Annotated in this window: 24 protein-coding genes; 12 read left to right on the forward strand and 12 right to left on the reverse strand. The window is 71.5% G+C overall.

The genetic code is table 11. The features are described 5' to 3' along the window. Window positions 1–12: 12 nt before the first annotated feature. A complete protein-coding gene (locus tag FFG40_RS06855; RefSeq protein ID WP_138802686.1) occupies window positions 13–2,391 on the reverse strand; it encodes an Ig-like domain-containing protein in 2,379 nt (792 codons plus the stop codon). A 218-nt stretch (window positions 2,392–2,609) separates the two neighbouring features. Here FFG40_RS06855 and FFG40_RS06860 point away from each other — a divergent pair, with 218 nt between their 5' ends. Beyond that, complete coding sequence (locus FFG40_RS06860) at window positions 2,610–3,191, forward strand: LemA family protein (protein ID WP_027464499.1); 582 nt, start codon at window positions 2,610–2,612, stop codon at window positions 3,189–3,191. A 19-nt stretch (window positions 3,192–3,210) separates the two neighbouring features. After that, a complete protein-coding gene (locus tag FFG40_RS06865; RefSeq protein ID WP_138802687.1) occupies window positions 3,211–4,113 on the forward strand; it encodes a M48 family metalloprotease in 903 nt (300 codons plus the stop codon). A gap of 4 nt (window positions 4,114–4,117) precedes the next feature. Here the strand turns inward: FFG40_RS06865 and FFG40_RS06870 are convergent, their stop codons facing one another. Beyond that, entirely contained in the window at window positions 4,118–5,401 is a 1,284-nt protein-coding gene (locus FFG40_RS06870) for a winged helix-turn-helix domain-containing protein (protein WP_138802688.1), read from the reverse strand. Window positions 5,402–5,494: 93 nt separating this feature from the next. On the opposite strand from FFG40_RS06870, the gene FFG40_RS06875 reads away from it, so the two are divergent. Together FFG40_RS06875 and ilvA are read left to right on the forward strand one after the other, a co-directional pair. After that, complete coding sequence (locus tag FFG40_RS06875; protein WP_051596497.1) at window positions 5,495–6,754, forward strand: AI-2E family transporter; 1,260 nt, start codon at window positions 5,495–5,497, stop codon at window positions 6,752–6,754. 48 nt (window positions 6,755–6,802) lie between these two features. Further along, window positions 6,803–8,062: a threonine ammonia-lyase gene (gene ilvA, locus FFG40_RS06880; protein ID WP_027464502.1), complete on the forward strand. Its 1,260-nt coding sequence runs from the start codon at window positions 6,803–6,805 to the stop codon at window positions 8,060–8,062. Between the two features lie 132 nt (window positions 8,063–8,194). Here the strand turns inward: ilvA and greA are convergent, their stop codons facing one another. After that, complete coding sequence (greA, locus tag FFG40_RS06885; RefSeq protein WP_017886739.1) at window positions 8,195–8,683, reverse strand: transcription elongation factor GreA; 489 nt, start codon at window positions 8,681–8,683, stop codon at window positions 8,195–8,197. A gap of 71 nt (window positions 8,684–8,754) precedes the next feature. After that, window positions 8,755–9,246, reverse strand: coding sequence for a DUF4307 domain-containing protein (locus tag FFG40_RS06890; RefSeq protein WP_017886738.1), 492 nt, complete (start codon window positions 9,244–9,246; stop codon window positions 8,755–8,757). A gap of 19 nt (window positions 9,247–9,265) precedes the next feature. Here FFG40_RS06890 and mca point away from each other — a divergent pair, with 19 nt between their 5' ends. Both mca and FFG40_RS06900 read left to right on the forward strand, forming a co-directional pair. Further along, on the forward strand, window positions 9,266–10,156 hold the full coding sequence (gene mca, locus FFG40_RS06895) for a mycothiol conjugate amidase Mca (RefSeq protein WP_027464504.1): 891 nt from the start codon (window positions 9,266–9,268) through the stop codon (window positions 10,154–10,156). Continuing rightward, a complete protein-coding gene (locus FFG40_RS06900; protein ID WP_017886736.1) occupies window positions 10,153–10,458 on the forward strand; it encodes a hypothetical protein in 306 nt (101 codons plus the stop codon). The genes mca and FFG40_RS06900 overlap by 4 nt, the downstream gene beginning before the upstream one ends. A gap of 200 nt (window positions 10,459–10,658) precedes the next feature. On the opposite strand, the gene FFG40_RS06905 is transcribed toward FFG40_RS06900, so the two are convergent. Further along, on the reverse strand, window positions 10,659–11,378 hold the full coding sequence (locus FFG40_RS06905; RefSeq protein WP_260678807.1) for a hemolysin III family protein: 720 nt from the start codon (window positions 11,376–11,378) through the stop codon (window positions 10,659–10,661). A 96-nt stretch (window positions 11,379–11,474) separates the two neighbouring features. Between FFG40_RS06905 and FFG40_RS06910 the strand changes: the two genes are divergently transcribed. The 3 genes from FFG40_RS06910 to FFG40_RS06920 all read left to right on the forward strand — a co-directional run bounded on the left by FFG40_RS06910 (window position 11,475) and on the right by FFG40_RS06920 (window position 15,516). Further along, window positions 11,475–12,260, forward strand: coding sequence for an isoprenyl transferase (locus tag FFG40_RS06910; RefSeq protein ID WP_027464506.1), 786 nt, complete (start codon window positions 11,475–11,477; stop codon window positions 12,258–12,260). 85 nt (window positions 12,261–12,345) lie between these two features. Continuing rightward, window positions 12,346–13,455: an aminotransferase class V-fold PLP-dependent enzyme gene (locus tag FFG40_RS06915; RefSeq protein ID WP_138802690.1), complete on the forward strand. Its 1,110-nt coding sequence runs from the start codon at window positions 12,346–12,348 to the stop codon at window positions 13,453–13,455. Between the two features lie 699 nt (window positions 13,456–14,154). After that, on the forward strand, window positions 14,155–15,516 hold the full coding sequence (locus FFG40_RS06920) for a PhoH family protein (protein WP_173035851.1): 1,362 nt from the start codon (window positions 14,155–14,157) through the stop codon (window positions 15,514–15,516). Between the two features lie 170 nt (window positions 15,517–15,686). Here the strand turns inward: FFG40_RS06920 and FFG40_RS06925 are convergent, their stop codons facing one another. The 5 genes from FFG40_RS06925 to xseA all read right to left on the reverse strand — a co-directional run bounded on the left by FFG40_RS06925 (window position 15,687) and on the right by xseA (window position 20,036). Beyond that, the gene (locus FFG40_RS06925; RefSeq protein WP_138802691.1) at window positions 15,687–17,090 is read right to left on the reverse strand and encodes an aspartate ammonia-lyase; all 1,404 of its coding nucleotides are present in this window, start codon (window positions 17,088–17,090) and stop codon (window positions 15,687–15,689) included. Window positions 17,091–17,181: 91 nt separating this feature from the next. Further along, window positions 17,182–17,796 carry a carbonic anhydrase gene (locus FFG40_RS06930; RefSeq protein WP_027464510.1) on the reverse strand — a complete coding sequence of 205 codons (615 nt, stop codon included), beginning with the start codon at window positions 17,794–17,796 and terminating at the stop codon, window positions 17,182–17,184. 55 nt (window positions 17,797–17,851) lie between these two features. Further along, window positions 17,852–18,487, reverse strand: coding sequence for a DUF4245 domain-containing protein (locus FFG40_RS06935; RefSeq protein WP_111029594.1), 636 nt, complete (start codon window positions 18,485–18,487; stop codon window positions 17,852–17,854). Continuing rightward, window positions 18,484–18,729 carry an exodeoxyribonuclease VII small subunit gene (locus FFG40_RS06940; RefSeq protein WP_017886728.1) on the reverse strand — a complete coding sequence of 82 codons (246 nt, stop codon included), beginning with the start codon at window positions 18,727–18,729 and terminating at the stop codon, window positions 18,484–18,486. The genes FFG40_RS06935 and FFG40_RS06940 overlap by 4 nt, the downstream gene beginning before the upstream one ends. Before the next feature lie 71 nt (window positions 18,730–18,800). Further along, a complete protein-coding gene (gene xseA, locus FFG40_RS06945; RefSeq protein ID WP_111056965.1) occupies window positions 18,801–20,036 on the reverse strand; it encodes an exodeoxyribonuclease VII large subunit in 1,236 nt (411 codons plus the stop codon). 126 nt (window positions 20,037–20,162) lie between these two features. On the opposite strand from xseA, the gene FFG40_RS06950 reads away from it, so the two are divergent. Next, window positions 20,163–21,227, forward strand: a complete 1,065-nt coding sequence (locus tag FFG40_RS06950) for a 4-hydroxy-3-methylbut-2-enyl diphosphate reductase (protein WP_081827167.1) — start codon at window positions 20,163–20,165, stop codon at window positions 21,225–21,227. After that, window positions 21,224–21,970 (forward strand): DUF6264 family protein, encoded by a 747-nt coding sequence (locus FFG40_RS06955; RefSeq protein ID WP_138802692.1) that lies wholly within the window; start codon window positions 21,224–21,226, stop codon window positions 21,968–21,970. Before FFG40_RS06950 ends, FFG40_RS06955 begins: the two co-directional genes overlap by 4 nt. Window positions 21,971–22,357: 387 nt before the next feature. Here the strand turns inward: FFG40_RS06955 and FFG40_RS06960 are convergent, their stop codons facing one another. Then, window positions 22,358–23,617 carry a M18 family aminopeptidase gene (locus FFG40_RS06960; RefSeq protein WP_138802693.1) on the reverse strand — a complete coding sequence of 420 codons (1,260 nt, stop codon included), beginning with the start codon at window positions 23,615–23,617 and terminating at the stop codon, window positions 22,358–22,360. 105 nt (window positions 23,618–23,722) lie between these two features. Continuing rightward, window positions 23,723–24,751, reverse strand: coding sequence for a class II fructose-bisphosphate aldolase (gene fbaA / locus FFG40_RS06965; protein ID WP_110860683.1), 1,029 nt, complete (start codon window positions 24,749–24,751; stop codon window positions 23,723–23,725). A 159-nt stretch (window positions 24,752–24,910) separates the two neighbouring features. On the opposite strand from fbaA, the gene glpX reads away from it, so the two are divergent. After that, window positions 24,911–25,900: a class II fructose-bisphosphatase gene (glpX, locus tag FFG40_RS06970; protein ID WP_017886722.1), complete on the forward strand. Its 990-nt coding sequence runs from the start codon at window positions 24,911–24,913 to the stop codon at window positions 25,898–25,900. Window positions 25,901–25,949: the final 49 nt, after the last annotated feature.

The raw sequence follows: 25,949 nt of genomic DNA on the forward strand, positions 1-25,949 counted from the left end.
GCCCGGCTCGGCTCAGACGCGGGCCGCGCGCCGGTCGGTGCGCAGCCAGACCAGGGCCGCGATCGCGGCCACCACACAGGCCGCGGCGATCCCGACGAGCAGGGCCGGTGCTGCGTGCGTGCCGGTCGTCCCCGAGTAGACCGCGGTCGTCAGCGCCACAGCGACCACCGCGAGCGCGACGTACCGACCGCGGGAGGCGGCGAGCAGCGCGCTGCCGGCGGACCCCGCGACGGGCAGCAGGGTCGCGATCACGGCACCGAGGCCACCGACGCACAGGGTGATGGCGAACTCCGACCCGAGCGACACCCAGAAGCCCCCGCCGGTGAGCAGGCTGTGCAGCACCCAGCCGGCCGCGGCGAGTCCGAGCAGGGCCAGCACCCGCCAGGTCGCACCCCGGGCGCTCGTGGCGATCCCGGTGCCGAGGCGGAGTGGGCCGGTCCCCAGTGCCGGGCGGCCGGACGGCACGAGGACGACACCGACGATGAGGGCGGGGGAGAGGTCGGCCGCACGGGTGACGCCGCACGCCACGAGCGCCGCGAGCACGAGCCACGGCGACACCCGGAAACCCACGGTGCGGTGATCGCTGCCGGCTGCCCACCGCGTGGCGAACACGACGGCGGCGGTCAGGACGCCGGTACCGGCGAGGACGGCGATCGCCAGACGGGCGTACCGGGCCTCGAGTTCGACGCCGACCCCGAGCAGGGTGCACAGCGCCGCGAGGGACACCGCGATGGTGATGGACGCCCAGGTCGGCAGGACGTCGTCGCCCCGTGTGCGGTCCGACCGCGAGCGGTTGCGTCCGAGCAGCGCGGCGAACGGCGAGCGGAGGCGGCCGCGGGTGACCGCGGCCACGAGGGCGAGCGGCGCGGCGATGAGCAGGAGGAACCCGGCGGCGACGGCGGTGGCGACCAGGACGGTCCGCCACGAGAACGCGGCCTGGATGGTCGGCACGGTGCGGTCGTAGGTGGTCGCCGCGGTCCAGTCGCCCGCGGGGCCGGACCAGTCGGGGTGGCCTCCGGTGCTGCCGACGCCGGCCGGGGTGCTGCCGGTGCCGGTGCCGGTGCCGTCGCCGTTGCTGGCCCCGTTGCCGGTGCCTGCTGCGCCGTCGTCGTCGTTGCCGCCGTCGCCCCCGTGGCCGGCGGCGTTCGTGCCGTTGGCGTCGCCGGTTCCGCCGTGGCCGGTCGTGCCGGGGGTGCCCGCCGTCGCGCTGGACCCCGGCGTCAACGTGCCCGGTGTCCCCGGGGCGTCCGTGGCGGCCGGCGTCGGTGCTGCGGTCGGGGTCGTGGTGGTGGTCCGCACCGTGACCCGCACGGCGGCCGACGACCGGGAGTAGTTGCCCGCGCCGTCGTGCTGCGTCGCGGTGAGCTTGTGCCCGCCGGCGCGCAGCGTCGACCCCGCGGTCGAACACGACCACGAGGCGTCCGACCCCACCACCGCGCCGCACACCGGAGCACGGTCGACGTACACGGTCACGCGGGCGCCGGGTTCACCGGTCCCGGTCACCGTCGTCGAGCGGGTGCCGATGCGCTGGCCGTCGTCCGGTGTCGTGATGCGCGGGGCGGCCGGCGCGGTGCGGTCGACCGTGACCGTCACGGGAGCGGAGGCCGCGCTCCGCAGGTCGGACCGGTACCCGTCGGCCGTGCTGGCCGTCTGCGACGCCGTGACGGTGAACCGACCGTCCGCCCGGGTCCCCAGGGCGGCGACCCACCGGCCGTCTGCACCGACCCGGGCGGTCTGCTGGGCCGAGGACCCGGACACCGAGAGCGTCACGGTCGATCCGGGGTACCCCGTGCCGGAGACCGTCCCGCCGGTGGGCCCGGCGGACGCGAGGGTCGGCGGGACGATGACGTCCGACGCCGGTGCGCTCGCGACGGGCAGGGCGGCGGTGAGGTCGCGCACGGTGAACACCTGTTGCGGACCGGAGCGGACGGTTCCGAGGCAGGCCCACGATCCGTTCGGGTCGACCCGGGTCGTGCACCCGGACGAACCCGTCGCGGCCGGGCCCGTCACCCGGACCGCGTGCCCGGGGGTGCCGGTGCCGTGGAAACGGGTCGTGCCCGTCGTGACGTCACCCGGATCGGCGATGGTGGGCCGCACGGCGGGACGGGTGGGTGTGGGCGTCGGAGCACCCGGACGGCCGGTGTTCGGCGGGGCGATCTCGCTCGTCCCGGGCGTGGCGGTGGGAGCAGCGGCGGCCGGGGCGTCCGCAGCGGCCGCGACGACCGACGGGTCGCCCGCGGCGGCCGCGACGGCCGGGGCGGCCGCGGCGCCGAGCAGGGCGGCGACCAGGACCGCCGTCGCCGCTGCGAGAAAGGCGAAGCGGGGACGACGACGACGAGGGCTGTCGCCCCCGACAGCCCCCTCGTCCACGTTCTCCCCGCTCGTGTTCACCGGACCCATCCCACGGGATCGGCGGCCTCCGGTCAATACACCTCGCGGATGAGGTTCGCTATCGGGCCGCAGTCCGGGAGCCCGGTGTGCGTGACTCGGGAATCGGCCGTGAACACTGCGCACGGAACAGAGCATGCTCAGCGCGTCGATAGACTTCACGATGGCCGTTCAGGCCAACGCAGCACCGCGGATCCCGACGCGCAAAGGAGTACGCCCGCATGGACACCGGACTCGTCACGACGCTCATCGTCGTCGGAGTGGTGGTGGTCGTCCTGGTGATCATCGGGATCTACCTCTGGGTGACGTACAACTCCCTCGTCACGCTCAAGGTCCGGGTCGACGAGGCCTGGAGCGACATCTCGGTGCAGCTGAAGCGTCGCGCCGACCTCATCCCCACCATCGTGGACACGGTCAAGGGGTACGCCACGCACGAGAAGGCGGTCTTCGACGACGTGACGAAGGCCCGCGCCGAGACCCTGTCCGCCGGTGACGCCGACACGGCCTCCACCGCCGAGGGGCACATGCAGAAGGCGCTGAAGAGCGTGTTCGCGGTGGCCGAAGGGTACCCACAGCTGCAGTCGAGCCAGAACTTCCTGCAGCTGCAGTCCGAGCTCGTCGACACCGAGGACAAGATCCAGGCCGCCCGCCGGTTCTACAACGGCGGCGTGCGTGAGCTGAACACGAAGATCCGGGTGTTCCCGAACTCCACGTTCGCGAAGAACCGCGGCTTCTCCGAGGCACCGTTCTTCGAGACGAACGAGCCGGCGGCCATCGCCGAGCCGCCGCGCGTCCAGTTCTGACCACAGCGTCGGATCCGACGTGTACAGCGCCATCGCGCGGAACAAGCGCAACACCGTGGTCATCGTCCTGGTGTTCCTGCTGATCATCGGCGCGCTCGGGTTCCTCGGCGGGTACCTCGCCGGCAACGTCTCGATCGGCTTCGTCGTCCTCGTGGTCGCCCTCGGGTACGCGGTGCTGCAGTACTTCCTGGCTGCACGGCAGGCCACCGCCATCGCCGGTGGGGTCGAGATCGACCGCGTCTCCGAACCACGGCTGTGGCGGACCGTCGAGAACCTCGCCATCGCGACCGGCATGCCGATGCCCCGGGTGTTCGTCATCCCCGACCCCTCGCCGAACGCCTTCGCCACCGGGCGTGACCCCGAGCACGCGGTGGTGGCGGCGACGACGGGGTTGCTCGAGCTCATGGACGACCAGGAGCTGCAGGGCGTGATGGCGCACGAGCTCGGACACGTCCGGAACTACGACATCCGGGTGTCGACGATGGTCTTCGGTCTCGTCGTGGCCGTCGGGCTCATCGCCGACGTCCTGCTCCGCATCTCGATCTTCAGCGGTCTGTCCGGCGGGCGGAACCGCAACTCGGACAACGGCGGCAGCGCCAACCCGGTGCTGCTCATCGCCGGGATCGTCGCCGTCATCGTGGCGCCGATCGCGGCGGCCGGCGTCCAGGCGGCGGTGTCCCGGCAGCGGGAGTACCTGGCCGACGCGACGGGCGCGATGACGACCCGTCACCCGGAGGGCCTGGCGCGGGCCCTCGAGAAGCTCGGTGCGTACGGTCGACCGACGCAGACGCAGAACTCCTCGATGGCACACCTGTGGATCGCCGACCCGATGCGCCCCGGGGTGATGGACCGGCTGTTCTCGACACACCCGCCGTTGCCCGACCGCATCGCGCGGTTGCGGGCGAACGCCGACCGATTCTGAGCGGTCAGCCGACGCCGTCGGCGGCCGAGTCGCCAGCGGACTCGACCGGTTCGGGGGCGTCCGCGTCGTCAGCGGACGCGTGCGGCACCAGGGGTACTCCGAGGGCTCCGGCGACGGTCGCAGCAGCGGTGCCGCGGTCGGTCACCTCGATCGCGCCGAGGCCCTGCCAGCTCGCGGTCCGTCGCAGTGTGTCGGCGAGACGCTCGGGGTCCAGGTGCTCGCCCGGCTCCTGCCACGCGGTCCGGACGCGGAGCACTCCGCGCTGCCGGTCGCTCTTCAGGTCGATCCGGCCGACGAGCCGGTCGTCCTGCAGCACCGGCAGCACGTAGTAGCCGAACACCCGCTTCGGGGCCGGCGTGTAGATCTCGATCCGGTAGTGGAAGCCGTACATCCGCTCGGCCCGCCGCCGGAACCAGACGACCGGGTCGAAGGGGCTCAGCACCGCGTCCGCGGGCATCTGCCGGGGGACCCGAGCTCCCGCGTGCAACCAGGCCCGCTCACCCCAGCCCTCGACCCGCACCGGCAGGAGCTCGCCGGCGTCGGTGAGCTCGGCGATCGCGGCGGCCGTGTCGTCTGAGCGCAGCCGGTAGTAGTCCGCGATGTCCGCTCGGGTGCCGATGCCGAGCGCCCGTGCGGCCTGGCGCACGAGTTCGAGCACGGCGTCGGCACGCGGCGGGGCGGTCTCGAGGAAGCCTGCGGGCAGCACCTGCTCCGGCAGGGCGTACACCCGCTCGAAACCGGCTCGTCCGGCACTCACCGCCTCGCCCCAGCGGAACATCTGCTCGAGCCCGAGCTTCACGTCGCTCCACCCCCACCAGGGGCCGCGCCGAACGTTCGACTCGTGCTCCACCGCGCTCGCCCGCATCGGCCCCTCGGCTCGGAGCATGGCGTGCAGTTCGCGCCGGACGGCAGCGGTCCGGGTGACGCCTTCGACCCTGGTCGGGCCGGCGTCACGCTCCCGCAGGGCGTCCATCCGCCACCGGAACAGCCGCAGGTCGTCGCGGGGGATGAACGCCGCCTCGTGCGCCCAGTACTCGGTGTACGGACCCGAGCGTCCGAGCGTCAGCCGGTCGAGCGTCGACCGGTCGTAGGCCCCGAGTCGGGCGAAGAGCGGCAGGTAGTGGCTGCGTTCGAACACGTTGACGGAGTCGATCTGCAGCAGCCCGAGCCGGCCGAACGCTGCGTTCAGCGCACGCGTCGAGACGGGGTCGGCGGGTGGTCGTCCGAACCCCTGCGCGGCGAGTGCGACCCGGCGGGCCTCGGCGGCGGAGAGCGTCGACCTGGGCATGCCGCGACGCTACCGAACCCCGCCGACATGAGGGTCCACGAACGTATGCCGTATCTGGCACCTGACGGGAAGCACATCGCTACACTCGGGCGCATGGCATGGGGAAGCAAGCAGACACACCCCGACCCCGTGGTCGAGGAATCCGTCCCGGTCGGCGTGCGCATCGCCGGTGCGTGGTCGTGGCGGGCGCTCGTCGTCGTGGGCGTGATCGCCGTCTTCATCTGGCTCGTCACGGTCTTCAGCGAGATCCTCATCCCGTTCCTGGTCGGCATCGTGGTCTCGGCGCTCCTCGTCCCCATCTCGAACTGGCTGCAGCGGCACCACGTGCCCAAGTGGCTCGCCGTCGTGATGAGCCTGCTCGGCGGCATCGCGGCGCTCGGTGGCCTGATCTGGCTCGTCGTCGACCAGATCATCGCGTCCTACCCGTCCCTGCGTGACCGGACGGTCGACCAGTACGCGAACATCAAGGACTTCGTCCTGAGCTCCGGGTTCGGCATCAGCCAGTCCGACGTCAACGGCTGGCTCGACGACGGCACGAAGTGGCTGCAGGACAACTCCGCGTCGATCCTGTCCGGGGTCGCCAGCGCGGGTTCGGGTGCCACGCACGCCTTCGAGGCGCTCTTCATCATCCTGTTCACCACGATCTTCCTGCTGATCGACGGCAAGAACGTCTGGCGCTGGTCCGTCCGGCTGTTCCCGAAGAAGGCGCGGGCAGCGGTCGACGGCGCCGGTGTCGCCGGCTGGATCACCCTGACGAGCTTCATCCGGGTGCAGATCTTCGTCGCGTTCGTCGACGCGGTCGGCATCGGCCTGGGCTCCTTCATCGTCGGGCTCTTCTTCGGCGGCATGCCGCTGGTCATCCCGATCGCAGCCTTCGTGTTCCTCGGTGCGTTCATCCCGGTCGTCGGTGCCATCGTCACCGGCTTCCTGGCGGTGTTCGTCGCGCTGATCTTCAACGGTCCCCTCGCGGCTGTCCTGGTGCTCGGGGTCGTGCTGCTGGTCCAGCAGATCGAGGGCCACATCCTGCAGCCGCTCGTCATGGGCAACGCGGTCAAGGTCCACCCGCTGGCGGTCGTCCTCGGCGTCACCGCGGCCTCCGGGCTCGCCGGCATCGCCGGAGCGTTCTTCGCCGTCCCGCTGATCGCGACGCTGAACGCCATGGTCACCACCATCGCGAGCGGACGCTGGCGGCGACTCGACTCCGACCACGTCCTCGAAGCGACGCCGAAGCGCGGGCAGCACGGGCAGATCCAGCTGCTCCGACGCCGTCGGCACAAGGTCGGCGACGACGTCCCGGCGCCGGGCGTCGACTCGGGTCCCTCGGCCGAAGAAGACACCGCCAGCACCAACTGAGCGTCACACGAGTTCGCCGCGGGGGCCGGGAGCGACGATGATGGGGGAGTGACCGACACCAGCGCCTCCCCGCACACGCTCACCGCGATCCCGACCCTCGCGGACATCGAGGCGGCGCGCGAGACCATCAAGGGCGTCGCACGCGTCACCCCGATGGAGACGTCGCAGTTCCTCGCCGAGCTGCTCGGGTCCCCGGTGCACCTGAAGTGCGAGAACCTACAGCGCACGGGTGCCTACAAGGTCCGCGGTGCCTATAACCGCCTCTCGACCCTGTCCGCCGAGCAGCGCGCCAAGGGCGTCGTCGCCGCCAGCGCCGGCAACCACGCGCAGGGCGTCGCCCTCGCCGCCCGCGAGCTCGGCATCCCCGCGACGATCTTCACGCCGGTCGGCGTCGCCCTGCCCAAGCTGCAGGCCACCCGCCACTACGGCGCCGACGTCGTGCTCCGGGGCCACTCCGTGGAAGAGGCGCTGAGCGCCGCGAAGGACTTCGCCGCCCACACCGGCGCCGTGTTCATCCCGCCGTTCGACCACCCGGCCGTGATCGCCGGGCAGGGCACGCTCGGCCTCGAGATCATCGACCAGGTGCCGGACGTCGACACCGTCGTCGTGCCGATCGGTGGCGGCGGCGTCATCTCCGGCATCGCGCTCGCCGTGAAGGGCATGGCCGAGCGGCTCGGACGGCAGATCCGGGTCATCGGCGTGCAGGCGGAGAACGCCGCGGCCTACCCGTCGTCGATCACCGCCGGCGAGCCCGTCACCATCACCACGAAGCCGACCATCTCCGACGGCATCGCGGTGGCGCGCCCCGGCGACCTGAACTTCCCGATCATCCGCGACCTGGTCGACGACATCGTCACCGTCTCGGACGACGACACCGCCCGCGCACTGCTCGTCCTGCTCGAGCGCGCCAAGCTCGTGGTCGAGGCAGCGGGGGCCGTCGGCGTCGCCGCGATCATGTCCGGTGCCGTCCGCGACACCGGCCGCACCGTGGTGCTGCTGAGCGGCGGCAACATCGACCCGCTCATGATGGAGCGCGTGATCACCCGCGGGCTCGTGGCGGCCTCGCGCTACATCGGCATCCGCATCATGCTGCCGGACCGTCCGGGGCAGCTCGCCCGCGTCGCGCAGGTCATCTCGGACGCCGGCGCGAACGTGGTCGAGGTGCTGCACACCCGCCACGGCCAGGGCCTGGTCATCAACGAGGTCGCGCTGGACCTGTCGATCGAAGCGCGCGGCCCCGAGCACGCGCAGGAGGTCATCCAGCGCCTGCACGAGGTCGGCTTCCGCCCGGAGCTCCTCGAGCACTAGTCCGCGACGATCCACGAGTCGTTCGACGCGTGGACTGTCGGAAATGCGGTGCGCGGTCTGGGCGCGACCGGCGGACAGACGGGAGGCCCGTGGCGGTGTCGCCACGGGCCTCCTGTCGGTCAGTGGGCCGGCCTACGGCTCGTAGCGCTCGATCTTGACGACCTCGACGGCGATCTCCTTGCCGTTCGGCGCCGTGTACGTGGCCTTGTCGCCGGCCTTGAGGCCGACGATGGCCGCGCCGACGGGGCTGACGGGGCTGTAGACCGTCAGGTCCGAGCCCTCGGCGACGATCTCGCGGCTGCCGACCAGGAAGGTGGACTCGTCGCCGGCGATGACCGCCGTGACGACGGTGCCCGGCTCGACCGTTCCGTCGAACTCCGCCTCGCTGACGGTGGCGTGCTTGAGGAGCTCGGTGAGGACGCGGATGCGGGCCTCGATCTTGCCCTGCTCGTCCTTCGCGGCGTGGTAGCCGCCGTTCTCCTTGAGGTCGCCCTCTTCGCGAGCGGCCTCGATGCGGCGCGCGATCTCGGCACGGCCCTCGCCGCTCAGCTCGTCGAGCTCCGCCTTGAGACGGTCGTGCGCCTCCTGGGTCAGCCAGGTGACCTGCGTGTCGTTGCTCATGTTCTGTCCCTTCGACCATGAAAAAACGAGACCGGCCGAGTGGTCGGTCTCGAGAGGCGAATCAGGACAGTCTAGGGAATCCAGCAGTCGTGGATCAAGCCGGTCACGCCCCGCGTCGTCGTGGTGACCTGCGTGGAGATGCTCCGGCTGCGCTGTTCGGACGCCGGGACGGTGATCTCCTTCCAGCCCACGATCGAGTAGCTCTTGTCGAGGACCTGCACGGCGCACTTCGCCTCGACGCCCGGGTCGACGGACACCTGCGAGTGGACGACGGTGCTGTGCTCGGACAGCACCTCGTAGCCGATGACGTCCTGGTCGAGGCCGCGGTCGGACTGGTCGAGCCCGGCCCAGATCACCCACGCACCGAAGACCACGACGACCGCGATGGCCGCGACGATCGCGAAGAGGCGGCTGCGGCGCTTGCGGGCCGGGGTGCGGCCGTAGCGCTCGTCGAGGGTGGCGGTCTGGTGCTGTTCGGACAGTTCGGGGCTCCCGGGGTGGATATCCTGATCCCAGGGTAGTTCACGCGATGCTGTGCGCTGCCCGCGTCCGACGCCGCTCACCCGCAGTGAGGAACCCCACGTGCCCTACCGTCTGCTGGCCGTCCACGCCCACCCCGACGACGAGTCGAGCAAGGGTGCCGCGACCGCCGCGAAGTACGTGGCCGACGGGCACCAGGTGCTCGTCGTGTCCTGCACCGGTGGCGAGGCCGGCGACATCCTGAACGACCAGCTCGGCGAGCCGGCGACGAGCCGTGCCCACCGTGACATGGCCGGGTACCGCCGCACCGAGATGGCCGCGGCGCAGCAGGCGCTCGGCATCGACCACGTGTGGCTCGGCTACCACGACTCAGGGCTGCCCGACGCCGAGAAGGGCGAGACGGTCCGGCCGGGCACGTTCTCCACGGTGCCGCTCGAGTACAGCACCGAGGCCCTCGTCCGCGTGATCCGCCGGTTCCGCCCGCACGTGCTCGTCACCTACGACGAGAACGGCGGCTACCCGCACCCCGACCACATCCGCACGCACGAGGTCTCGATGGCCGCGTGGTCCGCCGCCGCTGACCCGTCGGCGTACCCGTCCGCCGGTGCCCCGTGGTCGATCGCGAAGCTCTACTACGAGCGCACGATGAACCCGCGCCGCTTCAGCACGATCTTCGAAGCCCTGCAGGAGCGCGACCCGGACAGCCCCGCGATCGAGCAGCTGCGCGAGTGGGTCGAGCGGTTCGCCGACCGGCCCGACCTCGCCACCACCCACGTCGACGTGCACGAGTACTTCGACCAGCGTGACGCCGCACTCCGCGCGCACGCCAGCCAGGTCGCACCGGACAGCGCCTTCTTCTACTGGCCGAACGACCTCCTCGCGACGGTGTGGCCGACCGAGGACTACCAGCTCGTGGAGGCACGCGTGCCGACCGAGCTCCCGGAGACCGACCTGTTCGCCGGGATCCCAGCCGACAAGGAACCGACCTCGTGAGCACCATCGCGGCGGCACTCGCCGCCACCCCCAGTCCCAGCCCCTCGGTCGTCCCCGACGTCGACGTCACCCCGGGTGTCGTCGGGTTCATCGCGATCGCACTCGTCGCGATCGTGACGATCCTGCTCGTTGTGGACATGACCCGACGCATCCGTCGGACCCGCTACCGCGCCGAGGTGCGCGAGCGGCTCGAAGCCGAGGCGAACGGCACCGCGGGCGACGGCACCGCGACGGACGAGCCGGAGCGGCGGGCGGCCGAGGACGGCCGGGCCGACGTCGGCGACGACACCGAGCGCGGCTGACGCGACCGGTTACGGACTGGAGGCCCGTGGCGGCACCGCCACGGGCCTCCCGTCCGCCTCGTGCGCACCTACCGGAACCGGGCGTACCTGGCGGAATCGGGCGTACCTGGCGGAACCGGGCGTACCTGGTCAGAACTTCCGGCTGAGTACGCCCGGAACCACCAGGCATCGCACCCGTTCTGGGAAGGAACGTGCGACGGTCAGCGCACCGGGTCCAGCGCGACGATGAGCACGCCGGCCCACTGCGCACCGAAGGCCACCACGGTCAGGGCGTGGAACACCTCGTGGAACCCGAACTGCGTCGGCACCGGGTTCGGCCGCTTGAAGCCGTAGACCAGCGCGCCGATGATGTACGCGACGCCGCCGGACAGGATGAGCACGGTCATCGGCACGCTCGCCGCGAAGAACTGCGGCAGCAGCCCGAGGGCAGCGCACCCGAGCACCAGGTAGATCGGGACGTACAGCCACCGGGGCGCGTTGATCCAGAGCACCCGGAACGCGATGCCCAGCGCTGCGCCCGACCACATCACCCAGAGCACGACGACCATGAGCGTGTGCGGCAGGGCGCAGATCGCGACGGGCGTGTAGGTGCCGGCGATGAGCAGCAGGATGTTGGTGTGGTCGATGCGCTTGAGCACGGCCTTCACCTTCGGCCCCCACGGGAACCGGTGGTAGGTCGCGGAGACACCGAACATCGCCAGCGACGTCGCCATGAACACCGCGCTGCCGACCTTCGCTGCGGTGCTGTCGGCGAGGGTGATCAGGACGATCCCCATCGCGATCGCGAACGGGAACGCACCGAGGTGGATCCAGCCGCGCCACGCCGGACGGGGTTCGGCAGCGGTCGTGGTGGCGGTCGCCGACGCCTCTTCCGTGAACGGGACGTGGGGGAGTGTTCCGGTCTCGTGCTCGTCCTGCATGGTCCCGACCATAGGGCCTGACCCCGAACGACAGCCACGTGTCCGCAGAGCGGGAGCATCAGGGAGCGTGTGTCGGTGGTGCACTACGCTCGGTGCGTGACCGGGACGGCGGGATGGACAGGGCGAGGGATCCTCTACCGCGCCTACCAACGCCGGATCCGCCGCCAGCTCGAGGGGGCAGCGAAGCCCAAGCACGTCGCCATGATCGTGGACGGCAACCGTCGCTGGGCGAAGCAGCTCGGGCTCGAATCCGCCGCACACGGCCACCGCGCCGGCGCCGCGAAGATCCCGGAGTTCCTGACGTGGTGTGACGACCTCGGCATCGAGGTCGTGACGCTGTACCTGCTGTCGGCAGACAACCTGACGGGTCGCGGCGGCGAGGAGCTCGAAGAACTCGTGGGGATCATCGCCGACCTCGCCGGGGTCCTGGCCGACAACCGAGACTGGCGCGTGCAGCACGTCGGGTCGAACGAGGGGCTGCCGGAGAACCTGGTGACCGCGCTCGAACAGGCCGAGCAGCGCACCGCCGGCCGCACCGGGCTGCACGTCAACCTGGCCGTCGGCTACGGCGGCCGTCGTGAGATCGCGGACGCCATGCGCAGCATCGTGCAGGCGCACGGCGCGGGTGGCGGCACCATCGACACCCTGGCCGAGGTGCTGACGCCGGAGCTCATCGGCGACCACCTGTACACGCAGGGTCAGCCCGACCCCGACCTGGTGATCCGGACCTCTGGCGAGCAGCGGCTGTCCGACTTCATGCTGTGGCAGAGCGCGCACAGCGAGTTCTACTTCGTCGAGGCGTTCTACCCGGACCTGCGCGAGGTCGACTTCCTCCGGGCGGTCCGCGACTTCGGGCTCCGTTCGCGTCGCTTCGGCGGCTGAGCAGCCAGCTCCCGCACCGGGTTCGTCGGCGGAGCCGCGTCCCAGTAGGCTCTCAGGGTTCAACCCTGTGAAAGGTGCACCACCTGTGAACATCGACGAGTACGCCGCCGGCTTCTCCGAAGACCCCGGTTACCTCGACCACGCTGCGTTCGGCCCCGTGCAGACCGCCGTGCTCGAGGAGCAGCGTGTGCTCGGCACCATCCAGGCACACATGCGCTTCGGCGCCATGGAGACCCTCGACGAGCAGGACGCCCGCGTCCGCACCGTCGCCGCCCGCCTGGTCGGCCGCCGCGAGGACCAGGTCGTCTCGCAGGCCGCGACGACCCCGGGCCTGCTGCACACCGCCTTCGGTCTGACCGGCGGTGTGCTCGTGTCTGCCGACGAGTACCCGTCGCTGCCGCTCGCACTGGCCAGCGCCGCCTCGGCCACCGGCGGACGGGTGCAGCCGGTCGTCATCGAGTCGGGTGCCGGTTGGGTGACCCCCGAGCTGATCCGTGAGCGCCTGACCGACGAGGTGACCGCCGTCGCGGTGTCCCTGGTCGACTGGCGCACCGGCTACCTGACCGACCTCGCCGCCATCCGCGAGGTCATCGGCGACCGCCTGCTCATCGTCGACGCGATCCAGGGTTTCGGCGTGGTCGACGCCCCGTACGAGGTCGCCGACGTCGTCGCCACCGGCGGACAGAAGTGGTTGCACGCCGGGTGGGGCACCGGGTTCGTGGCGTTCAGCGACCGTGCCCTGAACCGGATCCGTCCGGCACTGTCCGGCCCGCACGGCACGTCCGGCTGGCCCACAGAGGTGCCGGCGGTGCGTCCGGGGGCCGCCGGCTTCCAGATGTCCCGCATCGACCCGGTCGCGCAGGCCCGGCTCGCGGTGTCGCTCGAGCGCCTCACCGCGGTCGGCGTCGCCGCCGTGCAGGAGCGGGTCACCGACCGCGTCGCGCGCGTGTTCGCGATCGCCGACGAGTTCGGGCTCGAGGTCGAGTCCAGCCGCGACCCGGCCGAGCGCGCCGGCATCGTGGTGCTCCGGCCGACGCAGGGTCGCGTGACGGCCCTGTCCGCCGCGATGCACAACCACGGCGTCACCGCGACCACGCGGCTCGGCGTCGCGCGTGTGTCGGTCTTCCCGTCGACCACCGACGAGACCCTGGACATGTTCCGCGACGCCTGCGTCTCCTACGCCACCATGCAGTAGCAGCGGCGCGCCTGCTGCCCGTGGCCCGTCCGGCGCCGTCCCGCAGCCCGCGAGCGGTCACGACACCCCGCTCACCTCCGCCGGGTGGTCACGAACTGTCGGTCGGAGCGGCCGCAGCCGACGGTTCGTGACCAGTCGACGCTGCCCGCGCGACGAGTCGTGACCGACCGACGGCCTGGAGGCTCGGTGTCGGGCCGCCACGGGCCTCCGGTCCGGAGCCGGCGAGCGGTCACGACACCCCGCTCACCTCCGCCGGGTGGTCACCACCTGTCGACCGGAGCGGCCGCAGCCGACAGTTCGTGACCAATCGACGCTGCCCGCGCGACGAGTCGCGACCAACGGACGGCCTGGAGGCGCGGTGCCAGGCCGCCACGGGCATCCCGTCCGCAGCCCGCGAGTGGTCACGACACCCCGCTCACCTCCGCCGGCTGGTCACCACCTGTCGACCGGAGCGGCCGCAGCCGACAGTTCGTGACCAGCCGGCGTCACCGCCGCGAGCGGCGTCGCGAGCCACGCTCGCGTTGTTCACGCGACCGTAACTCCGGAAACCGCGTGTCGCTGTCAGCGTGTCGGGGGCCGGACGTACGTTGTCCCCATCGGGCACCGCGCCCGATCGAAGCGGCCACAGTCGGTGCTTCGGGACCCGCTCCGTGGCCGCGTTCGAGGACAGGACCGGGCCCGTCGCGGCCCGGGGATGGAGTGGTCGTGACCTCTCAGAACGTCTCTCGCGGAGCACAGCAGCAGCACACCGCGGACTCGTCCACATCGGTCGCCCAGCGCACGTACGTGCTCGACACATCGGTGCTCCTCAGCGATCCGCGGGCCTTGTTCCGCTTCGCCGAGCACGCCGTGGTCCTGCCCGTGGTGGTCGTCAGCGAACTCGAGTCGAAGCGCAACGACCCGGAGATCGGGTACTTCGCCCGGCAGGCCCTCCGGCTGCTCGACGAACTGCGCATCGAGCACGAGCGGCTCGACTTCCCGATCGCGATCGGCGACGGCGGCTCGTTCCGCGTCGAACTGAACCACTCCAACCAGTCCGTCCTGCCGTCGGGCCTGCAGCTCGGCGACAACGACTCCCGCATCCTCGCCGTCGCGTCGAACCTGAAGAACGACGGGCTCGACGTCGTCGTCGTGTCGAAGGACCTGCCACTCCGGGTCAAGGCGTCGTCGATCGGCATGGCGGCGGAGGAGTACCGCGCCGAACTCGCGGTCGACTCGGGCTACACCGGCATCGCCGACCTGCAGGTCTCCGGCGAGCAGATGTCCGACCTGTACGAGAAAGAGGAGATCCGCTCCGCGAAGCTCGACGGCGTCCCGGTGAACACCGGGGTCGTCATCCACTCCGAGCGCGGATCGGCCCTCGGCCGCGTGCACGTCGCCGGAGCCGTCGCCCTGGTGCGCGGCGACCGCGAGGTCTTCGGACTCCGCGGACGCTCGGCCGAGCAGCGGCTCGCCATCGACGCCCTGCTCGACTCCGAGATCGGCATCGTCTCGCTCGGTGGCAGCGCCGGTACCGGCAAGTCGGCGCTCGCCCTGTGCGCCGGACTCGAGGCGGTGCTCGAACGGCAGCAGCACAAGAAGATCATGGTGTTCCGGCCGCTGTACGCCGTGGGCGGGCAGGACCTGGGCTTCCTGCCCGGTGACGCCGGCGAGAAGATGAACCCGTGGGCGCAGGCCGTCTACGACACCCTCGGCTCGGTGGTGTCGGACAACGTCCTCGACGAAGTGATCGAGCGCGGCCTGATCGAGGTGCTGCCCCTGACCCACATCCGCGGCCGCTCCCTGCACGACGCCTTCGTGATCGTCGACGAGGCGCAGTCGCTCGAACGGAACGTGCTGCTCACGATGCTCTCGCGCATCGGCCAGAACTCGCGGGTCGTGCTCACCCACGACGTCGCGCAGCGCGACAACCTGCGGGTCGGCCGGCACGACGGGATCGCGTCGGTCATCGAGCGGCTCAAGGGGCACCCGCTGTTCGCGCACGTCACGTTGACGCGGTCCGAGCGCTCCGCGATCGCCGCCCTGGTCACGGACCTGCTGGACTCGCCCGACCTGGTGTAGCGGCGGGCGCTGTCAGTTTTCGCGCTGACCGACAGGTCACGCGCCTCTGGGCGCGTGACCTGTCGGTCAGCGCGTGAGGCGGGTCGAGCCGCCATCGGACGGACGGGAGGCCCGGTGCCAGCTGGCACCGGGCCTCCCGTCCGTCCTGGGGGTGCGTCAGGAGCGTCGCGCTACTTCGGGTGCGTCATGCTGAGGACGTCGAGCGCCTCGTCGAGCTGCGCCTCGGTGACCTCGCCGCGCTCGACGTGGCCGAGGGCCACGACGGCTTCGCGCACGGTGAGGCCCTCGGCGACGGCGTACTTCGCGACCTTCGCCGCCGCCTCGTAGCCGATGACCCGGTTGAGCGGGGTGACGATCGACGGCGAGGACTCCGCGAAGGCACGGGCGCGCTCGAGGTTCGCCTGCAGCCCGTCGATGGTCTTGTCCGCGAGCACGCGCGAGCTGTTCGCCAGCAGTCGGATCGACTCGAGCAGCGCCGTGCCCATCACCGGGATGGCGACGTTGAGCTCGAACGCACCCGAAGCCCCGGCCCAGGCGATGGTGGCGTCGTTGCCGATGACCCGGGCGCCGACCATCAGGGTGGCCTCGGGGATCACCGGGTTCACCTTGCCGGGCATGATCGAGGAGCCGGGCTGCAGGTCGGGGATGTGCAGCTCGCCCAGGCCGGTGTTCGGACCCGAGCCCATCCAGCGCAGGTCGTTGTTGATCTTCGTCAGGCTGACGGCGAGCACCTTGAGCGCTCCGGAGGCCTCGACCAGGGCGTCACGCGCACCCTGCGCCTCGAAGTGGTCGACGGCCTCGGTGATCGGCAGGTCGGTGTCGCTCGCGAGCTGGGCGATGACCCGCTGCGGGAAGCCCTTGGGGGTGTTGATGCCGGTGCCGACCGCGGTGCCGCCGAGCGGGACCTCGGCGACGCGGGGGAGCGTCGCCTGCACCCGCTCGATGCCCAGGCGGATCTGGCGTGCGTAGCCGCCGAACTCCTGCCCGAGGGTGACGGGCGTGGCGTCCATCAGGTGCGTCCGGCCGGACTTCACGGCGTCGGCCCAGAGAGTGGCCTTCGCTTCGAGGGACTCGGCGAGGTGCTCGAGGGCGGGCACGAGGGTGCGGAGGAGCGCCTCGGTCACGGCGACGTGCACGGAGGTGGGGAAGACGTCGTTCGACGACTGCGAGGCGTTGACGTGGTCGTTCGGGTGCACCGCCGAACCCGCGATGTCGGACGCCAGTGTCGCGAGCACCTCGTTCATGTTCATGTTCGACGACGTGCCGCTGCCGGTCTGGTAGACGTCGACCGGGAACTGGTCGTGGTGCTTGCCGCCGATGATCAGGTCGGCCGCACCGGCGATGGCGTCGGCGACGGCTGGCTCGACGATGCCGAGTTCACCGTTCACGATGGCCGCCGCACGCTTGATCCGTGCGAGCGCCACGATCTGCGCCGACTCGAGCCCGGTGCCCGAGATGGGGAAGTTCTCGACGGCGCGCTGGGTCTGTGCACGGTAGAGCGCCGACTTCGGCACCCGTACCTCGCCCATGGTGTCGTGCTCGATGCGGAACTCGGTCGGGGTGGTGTCGGTCACGTCGTCGTGGTCCTTCCTGGGGTGCTCGCCGGTCGCGGTCGCGCCGGCCCGTGCCTGCGCCCCGGGGTCGCCGGGGCTGTCGTCGGGTCGGTCAGACCTGGCCGACGACGGTGTCGATGGTGACTTCTCCGGTGGCGAGGTCGTAGGTCGCCCCGACGACGGCCAATCTACCCTCGGCCACGGCATCGGAGACCGCGCCGGAGCGCTCGATCACCTGGCGGAGGGTGGCTTCGAGGTGTGCGGCGCCGACGGCTTCCTGCGGGAGCTCGGCGTCGGTGAGCCGGACCTTCTCGACGCTCGGGGCGATCGCGTCCACGAGGGCCTGCAGGTGCGGGGCGGGGACGGGCTCACCGGAGCGGGCTGCCGCGACGGCACCGCACCGCGTGTGCCGGAGCACGACGACCAGCGGCGTGCCCAGGGCGACGACCGCGAACTCGATCGAGCCGAGCACGACGTCGTCGACGATCTGGCCGGCGTTGCGGATCGCGAACAGGTCACCGATGCCGGCGTCGAAGACGTGCTCGAACGGCACCCGCGAGTCCGAGCAGCCGAGGACGGTCGCGAACGGCGACTGCGATCCTTCGAGCTCGGTGCGGCGGTCCGGGTCCACGCGGCCCATCCGGCGCTTGTCGGCGGCGAAGCGGGCGTTGCCGTCGACGAGCAGGCGCAGGGCGTCGGACGGGGTGGAGGCGGCGCGGTCGGGCATGGGGCTCCTCGGTTCGGGCGGGACGGGTGGTGACTGGCGGGGCGGTGCCCGTCGTCTACTCGGTCAGTTCTCGGGAGACGGCGGTCGCGACGGTCCGGAAGGCCTTGTCGTCGGCGGTGCCGGAGAGCACGATCGTGTTCTTGCCGAACGTCGAGACGAGCGAGTACGCGTGGTTGCCGGCGTCGGTGCCCTCGGCGCGGCGGTCGTAGACGGTCCACTCCGTGTCACCGATCGTGCGGTCACCGGTGGACGGCCGCTGGTCGAGCTGGTTCGACACCCACGAGGCGTTGGCGTCGATGCCCTGCTGCAGGCCGAGGTACTGCTTGTCCGGCGTCACGAAGCCGACGGTCCAGACGTCCACGCCGTCGGTGGTCTTGCTCGCGAAGTCCGCGCGGTTGGCGCTGTAGCCGTCCGGCAGCGGCGGCGCCACCAGGGTGACGTCGTCGACGTTCGCCTTCGCCGCGATCTGCTGGTAGTCGACGGTGCGGTCCACCGTGGTGTCGGGCCGGACGACGACCGCCACCAGGAACAGCACGATGCCGAGCGAGGCGATGAGGGCGATGACCAGGTTGAACGCGGTCTGGTGCTGCCGGCGGGCGGTCCGGGCAGCGTCCTTGCGGGCCCAGGTCTCCTCTGCCGTCTCGGGGCGACCGAGCTCGGCGACGATCGGGCGGCCGTCGGGGTCGGTCATCGGCCCGAGCCGTCCTGGGCGTCGCTGGCGGCACGGGCCGCGTCGAGCCGTGCACGGGCGCCGACGAGCCACTCTTCGCACCGGGCGGCGAGGGCTTCGCCCCGCTCCCAGAGCGCCAGGGAACGCTCGAGGGTCGCGGAGCCCTGTTCGAGCTCGCTCACGACGCGCACGAGTTCGTCGCGGGCCGCTTCGTAGCTCAGCGACTGGACGTCGGTCTGCTCGGGTTCCTGCTGGGATGGCACGGGTCGATCCTACCGAGCGTCCACCGACGATCCGTCGCCCGGTCCCAGGCTGTGGAGAACACCCGTGGTGGTCAGGAGCCGTCCGGGCCGGGGCCGTCCGGTTCGAGCGTGCCCGTGGCCGTGCCGGCACCGAGCGTGACGTGCACCGGCGTCGCTCCGGACAGGTCGTCGGTGCCGCGGACGACACCCCCGTCGGCACGCTGCACGATGGCGTACCCGCGGCGCAGGGTGTCACGGGGCGAGAGCGCGCGGAGGCGGGCGGTCAGGTGGCCGACCTCGGAGTGCCCGCGTTCGAGCCGGCGGTCGAGCAGTTCGCGGGCACGGGACAGGTCGCGCGCGACCTCTTCCGCACGGGTGTCGACGAGCCACGCGGTCGACGCCAGGGCCGGCCGCGACCGCAGCGCGGCGAGCCGGTCGGCCTCGACCGACAGCGTGTGCGAGAGCCGCAGTCCGAGCCGGGCGCGGGCCGCCCGGACGTTGGCGAGTTCCTCGGCGACGTCGGGCACGACGCGCTTGGCGGCGTCCGTCGGGGTCGAGGCGCGCAGATCGGCGACCTCGTCGAGGATCGGGCGGTCGGCCTCGTGCCCGATCGCCGAGACGATCGGGGTCGACGCCGAGGCCGCGGCACGGACGAGTCCTTCGTCGCTGAAGCCGAGCAGGTTCTGGAAGTCACCGCCGCCGCGGGCGATGATGATGACGTCGACCTCGGGGTCGGCGTCGAGCTCGAGGATCGCCGCCGTGACCTCGCCCACGGTCCGTTCGCCCTGCACGGCGGTGTGCACGGTGCGGAACTCCACCTGGGGCCACCGCAGCTGCGCGTTCCGCTTGACGTCCTTCTCGGCGTCGGAGTCCTTGCCGGTGATCAGGCCGATGCGGTGCGGCAGGAACGGCAGACGGCGCTTGCGGGACGGGTCGAACAGCCCTTCCTCGGCGAGGGTGCGACGGAGGCGCTCGAGGCGTTCGAGCAGGTCACCGAGGCCGACGTGCTTCATCTCGACGACCTGCATGGTCAGCGAGCCGCCCTTGACCCAGTAGTTCGGCTTGAGCGCGGCGACGACACGGTCGCCCTGCTTGATGTCCGCCGGCACCCGGGAGCGCACGCTCGACCAGATGGAGAACGACACGGTGGCGTCCACCTCGACGTCCTTGAGCTTGCCGTACACGTTGCCGCCGGCGACGTTCCACTGCGTGATCTCGCCCTCGACCCACGCCGTGCCGAGCCGGTCGATCCAGTCGCGCAGCTTCGCGCCGAGGAGCGCGACCGGCCACGGGTTGTCGGCCGTCGGCGGGCCCTGTTCGATCGCCATGTCGCTCCTTGTCCTGCTGGGACGTCCATCGTGCCCGAGACCGGTGACAGGGGACGGCCGTCGTGTTGTCCACAGGCGCCCCGCGCGCCCAGGTCGCGTGCGTGCTGCTCACCTATCATCGGGGACGTGACGATCACCAACGGCCACACGGTCCCGCTCGCCCCGCCGCGTGTGCACGCGGCACGGGGCCGACTGCGTGACGAACCGGTCGCCGGCCCCAAGAAGGTGCTGCTCGCGGCGCCCCGTGGCTACTGCGCCGGGGTGGACCGCGCGGTCGTCGCGGTCGAGAAGGCCCTGGAGCAGTACGGCGAGCCCGTCTACGTCCGCAAGCAGATCGTCCACAACGTGCACGTGGTGTCGACGCTCGAGCAGCGCGGTGCCGTCTTCGTCGACGACGTGGCCGAGGTGCCCCGGGGTTCGCACGTCGTCTTCAGCGCGCACGGTGTGTCGCCGGCTGTCGTCGCGGGTGCCGCCGAGCGCGACCTGCACGCCATCGATGCCACCTGCCCCCTCGTCACCAAGGTCCACCGCGAAGCCACCCGGTTCGCCAAGGCCGAGCGCACCATCATCCTGATCGGGCACGCCGGCCACGAAGAGGTCGAGGGCACGATGGGGCACGCCCCGGACCGCACGATCCTGGTGAACGGCCCCGACGACGTCGCCGCCCTGTCGGTCCCCGACCCGGACAACCTCGTCTGGTTGTCGCAGACCACGCTCAGCGTCGACGAGACGATGGAGACCGTGCGGCTGCTGCGCGAGAAGTTCCCGGCCATCCAGGACCCCCCGTCGGACGACATCTGCTACGCCACCCAGAATCGCCAGGTCGCGATCAAGAAGGTGGCGCCCGGTGCCGACCTGGTGATCGTGGTCGGCTCCGCGAACTCGTCGAACAGCGTCCGTCTGGTCGAGGTCGCGCTCGAGCACGGTGCGCGGGCCGCCCACCGTGTCGACTACGCGGAAGAGATCCAGCAGGAGTGGCTCGACGGTGTCGAGACGGTCGGCGTGACCAGCGGTGCGTCCGTGCCGGAAGAACTCGTCGCCGAGGTGCTCGAGCAGCTCGCCGACGCCGGGTACGCCGCCGTCGAAGAGGTCGTCACCGCACACGAAGACCTGATGTTCTCGCTCCCCAAGGAGCTCCGCACCGACGCCTCGGGCAACCCGACGCGCGCGCTCGGCGGGCGTCGGGCATGAGCGGCGCGGACGGCTGGTCCTCGGTCCCGCGTCGCGACCCGGCGAACCACGTCGACGCCGGTGCCGGTAGCGGCCAGGAGGCCCGGGGCGCGTCCCCGACGGCGGCCGCCGGTCCCGTGGACGGTCGGCCCCAGGGCCGTCCCGCACCCGGGTACGGCGAGTACGCGCCAGAAGGGTGGGTCAACCCGGTCCTCGTCGAGCAGGAACGCCAGGAGCGTGAGCGTCAGGCACGGGAACGGCAGGACCAGGCCTCCGCCACCGGCATTCGCGACGCTGCTCCGAGCGACGGCGGGCACGGCGACCGCGCCGGTACGGATGTCCGCTCCGGGGCAGTCCCGGCCGGGGCACAGCGGTCGATGGCCCGTAGCCGGTTCGGCCGCACGCCCGCCGACTTCGTGCTCACCGTCGGGCTGCTCGCCTTCGGGCTCGTCTCCGTGGTGCAGTCCCTGTCCGTCGGCCAGGTCGCCTCGACCGTGCGGCGCACCCTCGAGACCCAGTACACGGCCCTGAACGACCCGAGTGCCCTCAGCACGGCCGCCGCCATCGCCGCGATCACCAACGTGGTCGTCTTCGCCCTGGTCGCCTGGTGGTCCATCCGTCGGCTCCGAGCACGGAAGCGGACGTTCTGGGTGCCGCTGGTCGGAGCCGTCGTCGCCACGGCGATCAGTACGATCGCGTTCGTCGTCGTGGTCATGCAGGACCAGGCCTTCGTCGACTTCATGCTGCGGCAGTCCGGCGCCTGACCGCCTGACCGCCGGGTTGCTCGCGGTGCCGAGCTTCGCGCGCCGAGTGGTCGCAACACACCGTGGGCCCGGGCCGAGTGGTCACGAAGTGTCGTCTGGCATCGGCGCGAGCGACAGTTCGTGACCTCTCGGCCCGGTGCGCGCGGGGAGTCGTGACCTCTCGGCAGCCCGTCCGTCGGCCAGTGGCGGTACGGTGCCCTTCCGGCGACCGTGGTCAGCCTCGCGGGCACGCCCAGCATCGACTGCCGAGTGGTCGCAACACGCCGCGGGTCCGCCGCCGAGCGGTCAGAACGTGTCGCCTGGCATCGGCGCGAGCGACAGTTCGTGACCTCTCGGCCGGCGCGTACGGGGAGTCGTGACCACCCAGCAGCCGACGCCGCCCGGAGGTCACCCGGCCAGGAAGGCGGCGACCGCCCCGTGCAGGGCAGCCAGGTCGTCGACGTGCACGAGCTCCCGGATCGAGTGCATCGACAGCAGCCCGACGCCGATGTCGATCGTCGGGATCCCGAGCCGCGTCGCCGCGATCGGGCCGATCGTCGAGCCGCCGGGGATCGTGTTCACGTTGACGAACGGCTGCCACGGCACACCGGCGGTCTCGCACGCCGCTGCCCAGACGGCCTCGCCCTTCGCTTCGGTCATGTAGCGCTGGTTCGCGCTGATCTTCAGCAGCGGTCCGGCCCCTGGGCGCGGACGGTTCGTCGGGTCGTGCTTCTCCGGCTGGTTCGGGTGCACCAGGTGCCCGGCGTCGCTCGACAGCAGCCACGACGCACGGAACGCCCGTGCGGCCTCGGAGCGGGTGGCGCCGAGGCCCTCCTGCACACGGCCGAGGACGTCCTCGAGGAACGGACCACCGGCACCGGACGGCGTCGACGACCCGATCTCCTCGTGGTCGAACGCCGCGAAGACCGGGATGTGGTCGCCGTCGGTCGGAGCGTCCACGATGCCCCGGAGCCCGGCGTGCACGCTCGTCAGGTTGTCCATCCGGCCGGACGCCAGGAACTCCCGCTCGATGCCGATCCGGGCCGGTGCCTGGGTGTCGGCGAGGAACAGGTCCCACGACACGGCGCCCTCGCCGAGCCGGGCGAGCAGCCACTCCACGACAGAGGTCCCACCGGCGTCGCCGTCGACCCCGACGATCGGCAGGGTGTGGCGCTGGCGGTCGATCTCCTTGCCGTCGTTGACCCCGCGGTCCAGGTGGATCGCCAGGTTGGGGATCCGTGCGACGGCGTCGGTGCTGACGAGCCGCACGCTGCCGTCGGCCTCGACGACCCGGCCGGCGATCCGCAGGTCGCGGTCGAACCAGGTCGACAGGAGCGCTCCGCCGTAGACTTCGACGTTGAGCTGCTCCCAGCCGCCCGTCCGCACGCCGGGGTTCGGCTTCACGCGGAAGCCGGGGGAGTCGGTGTGGGCGCCGAGGATCCGGAACGGCGTCGTCGGGTCGGCACCGTCGGGCAGCCGCCACGCGATGACGGCGCCGTCGCGGACCACCACGTACGCACCGGCTTCGGTCGGCCAGGCGTCGAGCTCGGACAGCTCGGTGAACCCGGCAGCGACGAGACGGTCACGGGTCGCCGCCGCAGCGTGGAACGCGGTGGGCGACTCGGTGACGAACTGGGCGAACTCGGAGGCGATGGCGTCGACGGTCACCCGCCCATCGTGGCACGGGGTGGAGGCGACCCGACGCAGAACGGGGCGCGTCCGTCGGACGCACCCCGTTCCTCCAGGCCGGTTGACCCGACCGGAGGGACCTACTCAGCCCTTGGCGTGACCGGCCGAGCCGAGGACCTTCGCGGCCTCGACGACGCGGGCCGCCATGGCGGTCTCGGCGACCTTGCCCCAGGCGCGGGGGTCGTACTGCTTCTTGTTGCCGACCTCGCCGTCGATCTTCAGGACGCCCTCGTAGTTGCGGAACATCGAGTCCGCGATCGAGCGGGTGAACGCGTACTGCGTGTCCGTGTCGATGTTCATCTTGATGACGCCGTTGCGGACGGCCTCGTGGATCTCGTCGTCGGTCGAACCGGAGCCGCCGTGGAACACGAGGTCGAGGGGGTTCTCGCCGGTGCCGTGCTTCGAGGCGACCGACGCCTGGATCTCGCCGAGAAGCTCCGGGCGGAGCTTGACGTTGCCCGGCTTGTAGACGCCGTGCACGTTGCCGAAGGTGAGCGCCGCGATCCAGCGGCCCTTGTCACCCAGCCCGAGTGCGTCGACGACCTTCTCGACGTCGTTCGGGGTGGTGTAGAGCGCGTCGTTCGTGCCCTCGTGCTGGACACCGTCCTCTTCGCCGCCGACGACGCCGATCTCGACCTCGAGGATCGCGTTGATGTTCCGCGTCTTCTCGATCATGGTCTTCGCGATCTCGATGTTCTCGTCGAGCGGCACGGCCGAACCGTCCCACATGTGCGACTGGAAGATCGGGTTGCGACCCTGCCGGACCTCTTCCTCGCTCGCCGCGATGAGCGGCAGGACGAAGCCGTCGAGGGCGTCCTTCGGGCAGTGGTCGGTGTGCAGCGCGACCGTGATGTCGTAGTTCTTGGCGACCTCGTGGGCGAACTTCGCCATCGCGAGGGCACCCGCTGCGCGGTTCTTGATGGTGTGGCCGGCGAAGTAGTCGGCACCGCCCGTCGTGACCTGGAGGATGCCGTCGGAACCGGCCTCCTGCAGGCCCTGGAGGACCGCGTTGATGGTCTGCGAGGAGGAGACGTTGACCGCGGGGTACGCGAACTTGCCCGCCTTCGCGCGTTCGATCATCTCGGCGTACTGTTCCGGCGTTGCGATGGGCACGTGGATCTCCTTCGACTTCGGTGATGTCCCCGCCGATCGTAGTCAGCCGGACTGGAGGCGCGGTCCGGGTTACGCGGTCGGCTCACGTCCGGCGTGCACATGCGTGCACGGGCCCGGTGTCCGGACCGCGGGTCGGCCGCCGGTCGGTAGGCTCGGGTCGTGACTCCCACTACGGAAACCGGCTCCCTGTTCCTCCAGCCCGACCGCAACCTCGCGCTCGAGCTCGTGCGTGCGACGGAGGCCGCCGCGATCCGTGCGCAGCCGTGGGTCGGGCGTGGTGAGAAGAACCTCGCCGACGGCGCCGCGGTCGACGCGATGCGCAAGTTCCTCGGCACGGTGAACTTCGACGGCGTCGTCGTCATCGGCGAGGGCGAGAAGGACAACGCCCCGATGCTCTACAACGGCGAGCACGTCGGCAACGGTCACGGTCCGGCCTGCGACATCGCGGTCGACCCGATCGACGGCACCTCGCTCACCGCCGCCGGCCGCCAGAACGCCATCTCCGTGATGGCCGTCTCGGACCGCGGCTCGATGTACGACCCCTCCGCCGTCTTCTACATGGACAAGATCGCCGCCGGTCCCGAGGGTCGCGGTGTCCTGGACCTCGAGAAGCCGATCGGCGACAACATCCGCGCGCTGGCGAAGGCCAAGGGCAAGGACCTCGAGGACATGGTCGTCGCCGTGCTCGACCGCCCGCGCCACGACGAGCTGATCCGCGCCATCCGCGCGACCGGTGCCGGGACACGACTGCTGCTCGACGGGGACGTCGCCGGAGGCATCGCCGCGGCCCTGCCCGGCTCGACGATCGACATGTGCGTCGGTGTCGGCGGCACCCCCGAGGGCATCATCACGGCGTGCGCGATCAAGGCGCTCGGCGGCGTGATCCTCGGCAAGCTCCAGCCGAAGGACGACGAGGAGCGCGAGCGCGCCATCGCCGCCGGCCACGACCTGGACAAGGTCCTCGACCAGGACGACCTGGTCACGGGGGACAACACGTTCTTCGTCGCCACCGGCGTCACCGACGGTGTCCTGGTCGACGGCGTGCGTCGTTCGCGCGGCGTCATCCACACCGACTCGCTCGTCCTCCGCTCGCGCTCGAACACGATCCGCCGCATCCAGGCGGACCACCGTGCGGAGAAGTGGTTCTGATCCGCAGGCGGTCCTGATCGGCGCGGATCCGCGCTGAACCACTGCAACC

This window comes from Curtobacterium sp. KBS0715, from assembly GCF_005938005.2.
In the GTDB taxonomy this organism is placed as follows: Bacteria; Actinomycetota; Actinomycetes; order Actinomycetales; family Microbacteriaceae; genus Curtobacterium; species Curtobacterium flaccumfaciens.

What these genes read in the sequence shown, in the direction of transcription:
- FFG40_RS06860 (WP_027464499.1), top strand. Translation starts at nt 2,610, where the DNA reads ATGGACACCGGACTCGTCACGACGCTCATCGTCGTCGGAGTGGTGGTG.
- FFG40_RS06870 (WP_138802688.1), bottom strand. Translation starts at nt 5,401, where the DNA reads ATGCCCAGGTCGACGCTCTCCGCCGCCGAGGCCCGCCGGGTCGCACTC.
- FFG40_RS06875 (WP_051596497.1), top strand. Translation starts at nt 5,495, where the DNA reads ATGGCATGGGGAAGCAAGCAGACACACCCCGACCCCGTGGTCGAGGAA.
- greA (WP_017886739.1), bottom strand. Translation starts at nt 8,683, where the DNA reads ATGAGCAACGACACGCAGGTCACCTGGCTGACCCAGGAGGCGCACGAC.
- FFG40_RS06905 (WP_260678807.1), bottom strand. Translation starts at nt 11,378, where the DNA reads ATGCAGGACGAGCACGAGACCGGAACACTCCCCCACGTCCCGTTCACG.
- FFG40_RS06930 (WP_027464510.1), bottom strand. Translation starts at nt 17,796, where the DNA reads ATGCCCGACCGCGCCGCCTCCACCCCGTCCGACGCCCTGCGCCTGCTC.
- FFG40_RS06935 (WP_111029594.1), bottom strand. Translation starts at nt 18,487, where the DNA reads ATGACCGACCCCGACGGCCGCCCGATCGTCGCCGAGCTCGGTCGCCCC.
- xseA (WP_111056965.1), bottom strand. Translation starts at nt 20,036, where the DNA reads ATGGCGATCGAACAGGGCCCGCCGACGGCCGACAACCCGTGGCCGGTC.
- FFG40_RS06955 (WP_138802692.1), top strand. Translation starts at nt 21,224, where the DNA reads ATGAGCGGCGCGGACGGCTGGTCCTCGGTCCCGCGTCGCGACCCGGCG.